Consider the following 14,175-nt stretch of genomic DNA (forward strand, 5'->3'; position numbering starts at 1 on the left):
CAACCGCCTTGTAGAGCCTAGCCTCACAATTTCACCAATGACGGGAACTCGCTTCAAGGCCCGAATGTCCAGACTAGGCTGGTTGCAGTCGCTCAATTCAGAAAGATCAATGACTACAGTTGTTGAAGGAGTCTACAGAAGTCTGTTCTGCACCCCCAAATCTGTAACTGCAACCTAACGAATTCAAATATCTGTGATTGCGTGAGGCGAACACCTGACGTATGTGAATCGTTGAAGCTCGGTGCTGTCTACGGAACCTATGGCGATTCACTGAACGTCTGCATTGATCCAGCTGTTGTTGGCATTGCCTATAGGGCTTAGTGAGGAACGTCCAGCACGGTCACTCGCACACCCAATTGTCTAGCGTAACCAACCAGACCATCAAACAGGTGAAATAGCTGCGCGGTTTCTGCGGTTCTCTTGGAGGGATCCTTGATCACCTTCTGAAGTGCATCAAGGTCGCAGCAGCCAGCGGTCACTAAAACCACATGCAACTGCGCGTCAGCCCGCTCGATGATGTCGCTCCGTAGCTTCCTCCACAGCGCTATGCCCGTTGGAGATTTCGCGGGTGCCTTATATAGCCGTGGAATCTTCGTGTTGTTCCAAAAGGTGGATTTCGTCCAACTCTTTGCCCCGTCAGGCGTCTCCGATCCACGCGCTAGGTAAACTAAGTTCTTCATGGCTTGCGCGACGACATCGTGAAAGGCCGAGGCCGAGATCGACGTACCCTTTCCAGCCTTTGCGTGAACTAGTGCGATTTGACGATTCGTGAAGTTGGCCAGCACAAAGTCGGCGCACTCCGAACCCAAGTCGTCACAGATGACCAACTCAGGCGAGAATCCGGGCGATACGTCACCATCGGCGATTGCTTTGAAGAGAGAGCCTGGGATAAAGGCAGTGGCCTTCGTACCTTGCTTCTTGGCTGCATCTAACTCATCGGTCGAGCCCTTTTCGTTAGCGCAGGCAGCGATGCGTGGGCGACTGAAGTGCTGCAAAAGGGATTCCTCGGCGTGAGCATAGTCAACCTTGTAGAAGTTGCGGCCCTGGTAAACCATGGCCCCATCCTGAAGACCGATCAGAACCAACTCCTGATTCTGGTTCAGGTAGTCCGTGAACGACTTGGCGCTGCTCCCAGTGTCGTCCTCGAGGACTTGAACGCCAAACCCACCTCGAACGCCCTTTCCCTTGAACCAGAAGCGACCCTTATCTTGCTGGTACTCCAAGAGCAATTCCAGCTCAACGCTTACCGGCGGGTCCGAGAGATCTTCGAATATGTATGTGCACTCGTGCATATTGGTGCTTGTGCCGGATGGCCCGCTCTTTGGCGACGTGACCTCAACGGAAGAAGCTACGATGCGAAGTTCTTCGCCTTCGGCGGAAGAGATGCGGATCTTCGACTGCGACAAATCGATCGACATTGTCACCGGAAGCGGTTTTAGAGGTGGCTTGCAGGTCTGCATGTATCTTTGCAAGACGATATTGTCAACATGCGTCGAGGCCAGCGCCGAGGCGATTGACGTTGCCCATTCTTTAAACAAAGATACAGAGTGGCGTCGTCTTTGCTGCTCGGGAATATCCTGACGAACCCGACCGCGATGCATACCAACGTAGCGTCGCCCCTTTGCCGACGCTCCACGGGCCGCTTTGCAGATCTGAACCCGGTCAGTCAGCGAGGCAGGGATCAGCTTCAGATCGTGACCGCGATGAACTGACGCCCTGATCACAGTGTCAAATGGAATAGCGCTGCTCGTGGAAACATTGGTGATGCTGTACGACGCATCAAGTAACTGAGATAGCTCGGCTGCCCCAAGAGCTGTGGTCGACACATCGATAAGCGCTTCAGGATAAGTACCTGTGGTGTCCGAAACCAGAAGGTAGTCGCCAGCAACGACTACGCAGTGCACTTCGAGTCTGACTTCATACAGTGATGTCTCTTCCAGAAGACGGGAATTTGCTATCGATGCGTAGACCCATAGTGCGAAGTCTGTCGCTCGCTGGCACGGCGCATTCGGCTCACCAAGAATGATTGCGTCTGTAAGGTTAAGACTGTCGGTGCAGTCTTCGATATATTCTTCCAGAGAAAAGCTGCTCTTTAGCCTGCGCACGAGCACGCTTGGCGCAATAACAACCTGAGGATTGTCTGCAAGCACATCCTGACGAAACCTTCGCCGGAAGCGACCATCGAAGTACTCCACGGAAGGCTGACTCTCCAACATACGCTCGACAACATTGCGATAGTGCTGCGCTGTCAGGAGTTCTACGCTTTTTTCGAACTCTCGGTACGCCAGCCAACGATCACCCAGATTTAAGTAGTTCGGCGCGTAGAGTAGAGCCGCACAGTCCTCTCGATCCGAACGTCCCCTTCGCAGAACCCGTCCGATTTGCTGAATGAGCTTGCGGTCATTGCCAACAGGCCCGAAGAAGGCGACACAGCAGAATCGGTGGTCGTCCAGTCCTTCGGTTAGTTTGTGCTGATGAATCCAGATCACCGCGCTGTGCCTCTCAGGGACTTCCTTCAACAAATGCGAGCCAGCATTCCCTGTAAAAGTGTCATGTATGCCAATGGCGTCAAGACCCGCGTCGCGAATCACTGCCACTGCTGCCTTGATGTCAGCAGCACTGGTGCAGCATATGATGGCCCGAGGTGTGCTGCTGATCAGACTATTCGACTGTACCGCGGCCTTCCAAGCAGCGGAGAATTCCTGAGCCAGTTTCGGAACGTCCATCGCATCAGGCAGGGATAGCGTCTTAAGGGGACGAATAATCTTTGCCGCTTCGGCATCGTGGTGTGAAAAATGAAAAACGGATTCTTTTGGGTTCTCGATGCGGAACAGCTTTAGGTCATTGCGATACGGTGTCGCAGTCATGAGGATCATGGGCTTGTTAAGCGATTTCACCGCCTTCCCCCAGCGTAGTGCCGGTTCGTAGTGGCACTCATCAACGACAACGGCATCGACGGATGCGGCGAGCGCGGCGTACTCCTGAGGCGAGGATCTTTGGAGTTCAGTCAGTGTGGTGAACGTGCAGACAAGCACCTTGGCATCGGTGTTACTTAATACGTCTTTTATGGATGAGGGCACAAAACCGACAATAGTTTTTTCATTTGGCGCTGGGTATCTGACGTTTGCCCAGAATCCGTGCTGGAGCGCGCTGACCATCTGGTCTCGTAAATTCTTCCAAGGAGTAAGTACCAGGACACGACCTGGCGCACTGATCACGGACAGACAGGCGATGACGCCAGTCTTTCCTGTACCGGTAGGCATCCGAACTAGGCAAGCAGTACTATTGGCTCGCATACGCTCAATGACGAATGAAAGCGCTCTGCGTTGGTGATCCCAAAGGCTAATGCCCTGAGGAATATCGCTAAACATCGGTGCCTCCCATGCTTTTTTATTCACGTAAGTCTATCAGGCGCAGTGCTCGTCAACTGCACTGGGGCATCCTCAAATAATGAGGAGCAGAATAGTTTTTTCTGCCCAACCGACGCTACTAGTGCCGTTGATCGTGGCGACCGGAACTCATCGTACAGCGTCTATTCACACACAGGTGTTGAACGACTGAGATCGCTGCAGAACAGTCAGTGCCTTCCATTTACAGAGCCGCAGGACGCAGCGAAAATCACCCCAACTTACAGACTTCGGACAAATACCATGCCAGTCGCTAGATGTGTCCTTGGTATCAGTACCACCCAACTTGTGATACCTGACTCAATGCCATAAAAAATGCCATTGACAACGCAATATGCATTATCAATGGCACATTGAATATTGTTTTAAATCAAATGTCTATAAAAACCTCTTACTCCCACACCATGATTAACAACAGAATTTTTAACTTAAAATTCATGATATTAAATAAAAACGTAGCTATGATACCATGCAAAATACCAAGAGCAGTTCAGAGAATCCGCATAATCTAAGAATACGACCGTTTCAAGTATTGCTCACAATAGCCTTGGGGTTCGATGACGATTGCTCCAGTGAAAATACCGTTATGATCTCCATTAACCAGAAACTACGCTCTCTATGCATCAGCACGGGGCCATCGCAGCTTGCCAGGCCCAATACGTAAAGCCTCCACCACTTTGGTGCCGCCGCGCAATCGGCCTGAAAAAAGGCTGGGCTTTGGATCAACTGCTAGTTTCTTGAACGCACCGACACGTTGATAATCGGGTGTAGTCAGCCAAGTCCGCCCATCACCCTCGTCGGTGACTATGCGATAAAGTCCTGGCGGCGGGGCTATCGAAGTATCTAGCAGGCGCTTGAAATGTTCGACCGACCATTTCTGTATACCGCTGCTAAGGGCGTCCGTCCGGAACCGCGCCCATAATGCAGCTGTATCTGGCGTGGGCCAGTCGCTAGCGTCAGTATAGGCTGTGACCTCGTCGGACTCGAGCCAAGCCCGCATTTCAGCTGGCGTGACGAAGACCGGTTTAGAATCCTTGATCGCCGCCATCGCCGCGCGCCGCGAAGGAAGGCCCGCGCGGATCAACATCGACATCATAAATTGCGGTACGCCAGTTTCTACCGCTGCTGCGCCTCCACCCACCACCGTTTCTGGCGACCAACCGAGTGACATGCGGCGAGTACGCACCGCTTCCAAGGCCCAAACCAAACGATAGGTGAACGCCTCCTCTACAACTCGCATGTTCTGAGTGCCGATTTTAGCCACATCCTCGCCAGACACCCAACTACGCAAGATAGCCTTCCAGTTCACCGGTAGTGCGTTCGCCTTATCGGGGATGAAAGGGCGCATGAACAGTAAACGTTCACCTAAACCGCCGAGCGCATCGACAAGCGCTTCGGCGTCGCCTCTCAATGCCGCATCATCTGCCTGGTCTAGGAGTTCGGCCAGCTCGTCAGCCATGGCGTCGATTTTCAGACCCGCCTCAAGTCCAACACCCATGGCGAAGTGCCCGCGTCGCACCTGCGCTGTAGTGGTTTTCCAAATGAGATCGGCACGGGCCTCGAACACCTTCTTATGGAGCGGGGCGACGTCCTTGCCCTCACGTGCGATCTGGCGTGCCCAGAGAGAGCCCTTGAGCGCCTCATCCAAGAGCTTCGGCAGATCAGCACGATTGGAGTCGAGTACTTCGATCAGACCAAATACCATTGCGTCAAGACGCTCGACGATCTGTGATAACGGCTCCTCTTCGATGGTTTCCTCTTCGTCATCAACACCATCTTCATCATCGTCGCTACCAGCGTCATACTTCGCGCCAGTCGCCAGGCGCTCTGCGACTTCAGCTTCTTCTTGGGGGGATATCCAAGCTTCACGCGCGTTGGCCAAATATTCCCAGGCATCATCACGATCCAGCACACCTTTGCGGGACAGCCTCTCAAGAATTTCTGCGACAATCTGGATGAGGCCGCTCTTTAGCGTTCGGGCTTTAGCTGAATCCACTAACTTCCTCCACTCCTTTTTTCGCCATTTGACCTTATCGAACATGACATGAACGATGAGGCCTTCGACATCCACGAAGGCGCGCCCTGCGCGACCCGCGACGTTCGCGAACTCCTCGCCTTTGATCTTCTCGGATGCTCGATACAACGAAGGCACTAACAGGACGGCGGCGTTGAGGTTGAGCCCCTGAGACAATGTCGGCGATGCGATAATGACCCGCAGGACGCCTTCGGATAGAAGGACCTCCAGTTCTCGAAGGAACGGGCTCGGCAGTCGGCCGTAGTGGATAGCAACACCGCACTTTAGGCAGGCCACGGCAGGGTGGTCTTCGCCTAACCATTCTTTGCCGACCTCCACAGCACGAGCGATCGAGGCTTCATCCTCCAACAGTGAGCCTAGATAACCGCGTTTGCAGAGATCCACTACCTGTTTACCGTAGCCTTCGACCCAATTCGCTTGGGTAGAGAAGATAAGTGCCCGCTTTCCTTGGCCAGCGAATTCCCATGCCGCGAACAAGGCGAGGTGCGAATTCCTGCGCGGATAGGGTTTCTTTTCTTTCCCCCGCGCGGCTTTCTCCACGACAAATTTGTCGAGGAACGGACCATCGTCATTGAGGTCTAGACGGAGCAGCGCGTCCTTACCCCGCCATGTGAGCGCGCCGAACCGCTGCCGCGTTGGCCGCCAGTCGGAACGCACTGGCTCGCCCGGTTCATCAGAGCGTATCCATGCTGTTAAGTCATCCAGCTCATCGCCACTGGGCAGGATCGCGGATAGACAAACAATACGACGTTCGCCTGCATCAGAGCGCCGAAGTAGACGCTGCACGAGGGTTTCATAACGAATCTCGCGTTCGCTAGGGCCAATCATGTGGCCTTCGTCGAGAACGATCAGGCCCACATTGGCGATTAGCGACGGGTCGCTTCTGAGCGCAAAGTCAAGTTTCTCAGGCGTCGCGATGATGATATCGCGCGTGCGCAGCGCGTCTTCATCACCAGTCGAAAGGCCGCTAGCACCGTAAAGGGAAGAAACGCTAAAACCGAGCGGCCCGAATGTTTTTCTGAACGATCGCTCGGTCTGGGCGGATAGCGCGCGCAATGGCGTCACAATCAATACCCGACGTGCTGACGACAGGGTCATCAACGCGGCGATCTCCGCCACGCGAGTCTTACCGGCACTGGTCGGCAAGGCAACGACAAGATCGTCGGTGACATCAGTAGAACGCCGAGCTGCTTCGCGCTGTGATGGCCAGAGCTCTACCTCAGATGTCTTGCGGGCGTAGAGCGACGAGATGAATAGCCGTCGTAGATCAGGGTATTTTTCCTCCGTTCCCTCTGGCGGTTCAGTCGGTAAGTTTTCATGCAGAGAATGCCTCCAGAGGTCATCGATTAAGTGACTGCAGAGATTTGAAATCCACCATAGCGGAACATTCCCGGCGTTATCCGCCAAGTGGGCTGCGGTGGTGAGCAACTCCCGCGCGGCCTCGATTGGCTCGAGTTCGCCTGTCTCGAGCGCGAAGTCGAAATACGCTAACGCCCGGCAGATTGTTGTATTGAGGATTGTCGATAAAGCCTCGTCAATGTCTAATTTTTCGCTCATCAACGCCTCAGCGATCTCCTCATCTCCGTGAGCTTGCTCGTCCAACCTGTCTCGAACGAATTCTCGCAACTGGCTAAGATCACGCAAGATCAAATACTGAATCACCGTTTCGCCCGGTGACGCATTGAGATCATCAGTGGCCTCATTGAAAAGCGAATAGGCAACGGCCGAGAAGCCCGCTAGATGATAGGCCGCAGCGGCTATCGTACGATGGAAACCGCGCTCAGGGGAATCAGGGTTACAGTTACGCACCAAAGCTTCGAAGGCAATTGCGGCGCGCTCAAACGCCTTGTTTGTGAGGTCCGATGCACCGGCTTGAGAGCGCAGAGCCATCGTTCCACGGAGTAGGGCAAAACCGTGCTCGGCAAGATCGGTTTCGATCGTCGCACCTAGCTGCGGCGCGTTCGTAGGCAACAAACCTTCCTCACGCATTAAGGACCAGGCTACGCCACGATAGAGCAAGCGCCCGAGGACGCCATCTACGGTCGCGGTAGTCAAGAAAGTGGTTAGTTCGTCAATTGTCTCCAAGATCTTCCGCCTCCTCGTACATGGCTGCGATGAAATCCTGGTGATCTGGGACGTGGATGTTTACTACGTAGTGATCACGATTCGTCCCTGCGAAGTCGAGGTCCTCTTTCAACGATGCATGTGGACCGTTGCCTGACACGGTGAAAAGCATATGGTCGATGCGGTCGGCACGGAGGGACTTCACACCGACCTCGTCACGAAGGCTACGACCCAGTGCGTTGTCCTCCGGATCATTACTCTCTAAGAGTCGGTTTGCGATAAACAGGAGGGAATCGGGCGTACAGCGTCCGTTGTCACGGTTCAGAACCTTGCGAGCGTTCGTAACCGTTGCCTTGCCAAGCACCTTATTGCTCTTGGCCTCACCCTTTAGAAGCCAAAGCTTTTGGTCATTCCCATTGTATCCGGCGCCGATAAAATCGTCGCCGCGCATGGCCATATTACGGCCATCCTTATAACGGAGACGGCGAACCGGCACTCGTAAGCCAATCTCTTCCTCGACAAGCTCCGTCGCTAGAATTTCGCCAAGATCGCCGGAGCGGCCTTTAGCGGTTTGCGGCAACGCTTCACTGAGAATCTTCGCAGCGACCTTATATCCGAGGCGCTTCACGTCTTCGGCTATGAGTTCAAGACGCGCGTAGTGCGATCGAATAGTCTCGGCGAGGTCTGCACGAATCTCGTCTCGACCGCCATTTCTCTCAACATAGATCCAGTAGTTTTTGCGCTTATCGTTTTCTTTTGTGACTTGACACCATCGTTCGTACAGTTCCAAGTAGCCTCCGATCGACCATCCCTGCCTCGTTCGTAGTGTGATACCACGTATGCTTCCAGCACGATATGGATTACTTGAACCAATCGAGCGCGGTCAGGGCACTATCCGTTGAGCAAATATTATTCTAATTAATATATTTTTACAATTTATAGGCCGCTTCGAAATGGGAATTAGGAGTCGGAGTTCAAATTATTCAAAGGAATTACTAGCTTCCGGGAGATTGTCATATTGAACCCAACCCTCGTCAGCATCCAAACTGTCCTAGAGCGCTACAATAAACCAGTTTGTCGAACAAAGATCTGCGATTGCTCGAATCACAGATACCTAACGCCCTGGAGGTAGACTCTGTATTAGTTATAAGCTTATGCCGCTAGCTGATGACATCGGTTTGAATTTCATTATTTAAGAACGTGATTCCATCAATCCAGGTGACCAATTTCACTTTGCCATAACAGTTAGAAAAGATGTTGCTAAGTGCTCTACACATAGAAAATGCGGTTTTATGTGATCGATGTCATCTACCTGTTCAGGTACATGACTAAAAATCTAATGGCTCTATGATATCATCCCTTCACTCAAAAACTTCATGATTCTGTGGTGAAAGTAGCCAGTATGAGCGACGAGGAAGCAAGCAAATATGACCTGCCCCCACGATTAGATACAACACTCAGTTAGTAACGTCGGAATCTTCATTCTCAGAATGACCCTTTCTCCAGCCCGCTGCAAATTCAGACGGTGTCTGATAATTCAGCGTGGAGTGCGGGCGGCATTCGTTATAATCCTGCCGCCAGTCATTAATAATTTTCCTGGCATGAACGATATCGCTGAACCAGTGCTCATTCAAACATTCATCGCGAAATCGTCCGTTAAAGCTCTCAATAAATCCGTTCTGCGTTGGCTTGCCCGGCTGGATTAAGCGCAACTCAACACCATGCTCAAAGGCCCATTGATCCAGTGCACGGCAAGTGAACTCCGGCCCCTGGTCAGTTCTTATCGTCGCCGGATAGCCTCGAAACAGTGCAATGCTGTCCAGAATACGCGTGACCTGAACGCCTGAAATCCCAAAGGCAACAGTGACCGTCAGGCATTCCTTTGTGAAATCATCGACGCAGGTAAGACACTTGATCCTGCGACCGGTGGAAAGTGCGTCCATGACGAAATCCATCGACCAGGTCAGATTGGGCGCCGCCGGACGGAGCAGCGGCAGACGTTCTGTTGCCAGCCCTTTACGACGTCTTCTGCGTTTTACGCCCAGGCCACTGAGGTGATAAAGCCGGTACACGCGCTTATGATTAACATGAAGCCCTTCACGGCGCAGCAACTGCCAAATACGACGGTAGCCAAAACGCCTGCGCTCCAGTGCCAGCTCAGTGATGCGCCCTGATAAATGCGCATCAGCAGCCGGACGGTGAGCCTCATAGCGGCAAGTCGACAGGGATAAACCTGTAAGCCTGCAGGCACGACGTTGCGACAGACCGGTCGCATCACACATCAACATCACGGCTTCCCGCTTCTGGTCTGTCGTCAGTACTTTCGCCCCAGAGCCACCTGAAGCGCCTCTTTATCCAGCATGGCTTCGGCAAGCAGCTTCTTGAGTCTGGCGTTCTCTTCCTCAAGCGACTTCAGGCGCTTAACTTCAGGCACCTCCATACCGCCATACTTCTTACGCCAGGTGTAAAACGTGGCATCGGAAATGGCATGCTTGCGGCAGAGTTCACGGGCGGGTACCCCAGCTTCGGCTTCGCGGAGAATACTGATGATCTGTTCGTCGGAAAAACGCTTCTTCATGGGGATGTCCTCATGTGGCTTATGAAGACATTACTAACATCGGGGTGTACTAATCAACGGGGAGCAGGTCAGCGGGATTCTCAACCTTCTGACCGCGCTCAATAGCCCAGCGATAGACTTGCAATACAATCTCTCTGACGTGCACAGCTGTCGCCGGTGCCCCTCTCTCGACAATGTTATCGGTTAATGCGCGTAAGTCTTCATGTGTAATCTCGGTCAATTTCTGCTGCGCAAATTTTGACTTCAACTCCCTTTGATATACTGAACGCCGCATATCACGCGTCGATTCAGCCATTTGATAGCCGCGTAACCATTTCTCAGCCCATGCACCAAAAGTCTCCGCATCTTTGATACGCGCTTTATCTCTAGCTTTTTCCCTCGCTGGCGATCTTCCACCGGCAACCATTTTTTTGGCTTCATTGAGCCGTTCACGCGCTTCTGCAAGCGTGATCCCTCCCACACCATAGCGGCCAAAAGTAACGGTCTCCTGTCTTCCGTTTATTGAATAGTTATAACGAAATGAGATCGTTCCAGCCGGAGTGACCGCAACATACAGACCATCACGGTCATTAACTTTATAGAGTTTCTCCTTCGGCTTAAGGTGACGCAGCCTAGTGTCAGTCAACATGGTTTATTGTTTTCCTTTATCAAAAAATACCATGTTGTAAAAAATCCAGAAAAGTTGTTTAACTCTCTGTTTTTAATTAAGTTATAAAAAACAAATACCATAACTCAACCGAAATTTATTACATGGTACTTTTTCAAACCTGAATTCAAAACCAGAGAGTACCATCAAAAATTCCATTGAAAAAACCGTGCTTCCCGTTGCTAACAGCTGCCAGAAAGTGCCAGACATAAAAACAAAAAAGCCCGCAGTTACGCGGGCTTAGAGGTACTTTACTGCTTTTACGTGCAGGCTGTTGCCAGACGCGAAATCATTCCCATTCAATCGTAGCCGGTGGCTTACCGCTGATGTCATACACCACGCGGGAAATACCGTTCACTTCGTTGATGATGCGGTTAGACACGCGGCCTAAGAAGTCATACGGCAGGTGCGCCCAGTGCGCGGTCATGAAGTCGATGGTTTCCACCGCACGCAGGGAGACAACCCAGTCGTACTTACGGCCATCACCCATCACGCCGACAGAGCGAACCGGCAGGAACACGGTGAACGCCTGGCTTACCTTGTTGTAAAGGTCAGCTTTGTGCAGCTCTTCGATGAAGATCGCGTCTGCGCGACGCAGCAGGTCGCAGTACTCTTTCTTCACTTCACCCAGTACGCGCACGCCGAGCCCCGGGCCCGGGAACGGGTGACGGTAGAGCATGTCGTACGGCAGACCCAGTTCCAGACCGATCTTGCGTACTTCATCTTTGAACAGCTCGCGCAGCGGTTCAACCAGACCCATCTTCATCTCTTTCGGCAGGCCGCCCACGTTGTGGTGAGATTTGATGACGTGTGCTTTACCGGTTGCTGAAGCAGCTGATTCAATCACGTCAGGATAGATAGTGCCCTGTGCCAGCCATTTAACGTCTTCCAGCTTCAGCGCTTCTTCGTCGAACACTTCCACGAATACGCGGCCGATGATTTTACGCTTGGCTTCCGGATCGTTCTCGCCTTTCAGCGCGTCCAGGAAGCGCTGCTCGCCTTCCACATGAACGATGTTCAGACCGAAGTGGTCACCGAACATGTCCATCACCTGCTGGGCTTCGTTCAGACGCAGCAGACCGTTGTCCACGAAGACGCAGGTCAGGTTTTTGCCGATGGCACGGTGCAGCAGCATCGCGGTCACGGAGGAGTCGACGCCGCCGGAGAGGCCGAGGATCACTTTGTCATCACCAACCTGCTGGCGGATACGCTCCACGGCGTCGTCGATGATTTTTGCCGGGGTCCACAGCGCTTCACACTGGCAGATGTCGCGCACGAAGCGCTCCAGCATGCGCATACCCTGACGGGTGTGGGTCACTTCCGGGTGGAACTGCACGCCGTAGAAGCGCTTTTCTTCGTTCGCCATGATCGCGAACGGGCAGCTTTCGGTGCTGGCAACGGTCACGAAGTCAGACGGGATAGCGGTGACCTTGTCGCCGTGGCTCATCCACACGTCCAGCAGCGGTTTGCCGTCAGCGGTCAGGGAGTCTTCGATACCACGCACCAGTGCGCTGTCGGTGACGACTTCTACCTGTGCATAGCCGAACTCACGCTCGTTAGAGCCTTCTACGTGGCCGCCCAGCTGCATGGCCATGGTCTGCATACCGTAGCAGACGCCGAATACCGGCACGCCTGCTTCGAACACGTACTGCGGCGCGCGCGGGCTGTTCTCTTCGGTGGTGCTTTCCGGGCCGCCGGACAGGATGATGCCGCTTGGATTGAATTCGCGAATCTGTGCTTCCGTGACATCCCACGCCCACAGTTCGCAGTAAACGCCCAGTTCACGTACGCGACGCGCCACCAGCTGAGTGTACTGAGAACCAAAATCGAGGATGAGGATGCGATGTTTATGAATGTTTTCCGTCATTGACGCTAATTCCGAGGCAAGTGAAACAGATTAAATAAATCGCCCGACACGAGGTCGGGCGAAGAAAAATCAGGAGCCCAGACGATAGTTCGGGGACTCTTTGGTGATCGTCACGTCGTGAACGTGGCTCTCCTGGATACCCGCACCGCTGATGCGTACGAATTCCGCTTTGGTACGCAGCAGGTCAATGGTACCACAGCCGGTAAGACCCATACAGGAGCGCAGGCCGCCCATCTGCTGGTGAATGATCTCTTTCAGACGGCCTTTATAAGCAACGCGGCCTTCGATACCTTCCGGCACCAGTTTGTCAGCGGCGTTATCGGTCTGGAAGTAACGGTCAGAGGAACCTTTGGACATCGCGCCCAGGGAGCCCATCCCACGATAGGATTTGTAAGAACGGCCCTGGTAGAGTTCGATTTCACCCGGGGATTCTTCGGTACCGGCCAGCATGGAGCCCACCATCACGGCAGCAGCGCCCGCGGCGATGGCTTTCGCGATGTCGCCAGAGAAGCGGATACCGCCGTCAGCGATAACCGGAATACCGGTGCCTTCCAGCGCTTCAACCGCGTCAGATACCGCGGTGATCTGCGGAACGCCCACGCCGGTGACGATACGGGTAGTACAGATAGAGCCTGGACCGATACCCACTTTCACCGCGCTGCAGCCGGCATCAGCCAGCGCACGAGCGCCTGCGCCTGTTGCCACGTTGCCGCCGATGATCTGCAGGTCCGGGTACTTAGCACGGGTGTCACGAATACGCTGCAGAACGCCTTCAGAGTGGCCGTGTGAGGAGTCGATCAGCAGGACGTCAACGCCCGCAGCCACCAGCGCATCAACACGCTCTTCGTTACCGGCACCGGCACCAACCGCTGCACCCACGCGCAGACGGCCATGCTCGTCTTTACAGGCGTTAGGTTTACGTTCTGCTTTCTGGAAATCTTTCACGGTGATCATGCCGCGCAGATGGAAGTTCGCATCCACAACCAGCGCTTTCTCAACGCGTTTTTCGTGCATTTTCGCCAGCACTACGTCGCGGGTTTCACCTTCGCGAACGGTCACCAGACGCTCTTTTGGCGTCATGTAGACGCTGACAGGCTGGTTCAGATCAGTCACGAAGCGCACGTCACGGCCGGTGATGATGCCAACCAGCTCGTTATCTTCGGTCACAACCGGGTAGCCGGCGAAGCCGTTACGTTCGGTCAGGGCTTTCACTTCGTGCAGAGTGGTGGTTGGCAGAACGGTCTGAGGGTCAGACACAATGCCGGATTCATGTTTCTTCACGCGGCGAACTTCTTCCGCCTGACGCTCGATAGACATGTTTTTATGGATAAAGCCAATGCCGCCTTCCTGTGCCAGGGCGATAGCCAGGCGCGCTTCAGTCACGGTGTCCATTGCCGCGGAGAGCATAGGAATGTTCAGACGAATGGTTTTCGTCAACTGCGTGCTGAGGTCGGCAGTATTCGGCAGAACGGTGGAATGAGCGGGAACGAGGAGGACGTCGTCAAACGTCAGTGCTTCTTTAGCGATACGTAGCATGGGCAATATCTCTGACCTGGGTGGTTAAATATTGCCGTGGCA

Annotated in this window: 6 protein-coding genes and 1 pseudogene; all 7 read right to left on the bottom strand. The window is 53.6% G+C overall.

The annotated features are described in order from the left end of the window. Nucleotides 1-317 precede the first annotated feature (317 nt). Complete coding sequence (locus AAER43_RS16775) at nt 318-3,371, bottom strand: DEAD/DEAH box helicase family protein (RefSeq protein ID WP_050861879.1); 3,054 nt, start codon at nt 3,369-3,371, stop codon at nt 318-320. A 652-nt stretch (nt 3,372-4,023) separates the two neighbouring features. Next, nucleotides 4,024-7,527: a DEAD/DEAH box helicase gene (locus tag AAER43_RS16780; RefSeq protein WP_050861878.1), complete on the bottom strand. Its 3,504-nt coding sequence runs from the start codon at nt 7,525-7,527 to the stop codon at nt 4,024-4,026. After that, nucleotides 7,514-8,296, bottom strand: a complete 783-nt coding sequence (locus AAER43_RS16785) for a DUF1837 domain-containing protein (RefSeq protein ID WP_050861877.1) — start codon at nt 8,294-8,296, stop codon at nt 7,514-7,516. The genes AAER43_RS16780 and AAER43_RS16785 overlap by 14 nt, the downstream gene beginning before the upstream one ends. A 667-nt stretch (nt 8,297-8,963) precedes the next feature. Then, a protein-coding gene (locus AAER43_RS16790; protein WP_087451024.1) for an IS3-like element ISSen4 family transposase occupies nt 8,964-10,084 on the bottom strand; the annotation gives its coding sequence in 2 pieces (ribosomal slippage) (nt 8,964-9,826 and nt 9,826-10,084; 1,122 coding nt in all). A gap of 61 nt (nt 10,085-10,145) precedes the next feature. After that, nucleotides 10,146-10,712 (bottom strand): annotated as a pseudogene (locus tag AAER43_RS16795) (Arm DNA-binding domain-containing protein); the annotation flags it as partial. A gap of 307 nt (nt 10,713-11,019) precedes the next feature. After that, nucleotides 11,020-12,597, bottom strand: coding sequence for a glutamine-hydrolyzing GMP synthase (gene guaA, locus AAER43_RS16800; protein ID WP_006811514.1), 1,578 nt, complete (start codon nt 12,595-12,597; stop codon nt 11,020-11,022). Between the two features lie 69 nt (nt 12,598-12,666). After that, entirely contained in the window at nt 12,667-14,133 is a 1,467-nt protein-coding gene (guaB, locus tag AAER43_RS16805; RefSeq protein WP_014884799.1) for an IMP dehydrogenase, read from the bottom strand. Nucleotides 14,134-14,175 lie beyond the last annotated feature (42 nt).

This window comes from Enterobacter sp. FUJ80071 (assembly GCF_038739915.1).
Lineage (GTDB): Bacteria > Pseudomonadota > Gammaproteobacteria > Enterobacterales > Enterobacteriaceae > Enterobacter > Enterobacter kobei.

Coding starts and splice junctions, on each gene's coding strand:
- AAER43_RS16775 (WP_050861879.1), bottom strand. CDS start 3,371: ATGTTTAGCGATATTCCTCAGGGCATTAGCCTTTGGGATCACCAACGC.
- guaA (WP_006811514.1), bottom strand. CDS start 12,597: ATGACGGAAAACATTCATAAACATCGCATCCTCATCCTCGATTTTGGT.
- guaB (WP_014884799.1), bottom strand. CDS start 14,133: ATGCTACGTATCGCTAAAGAAGCACTGACGTTTGACGACGTCCTCCTC.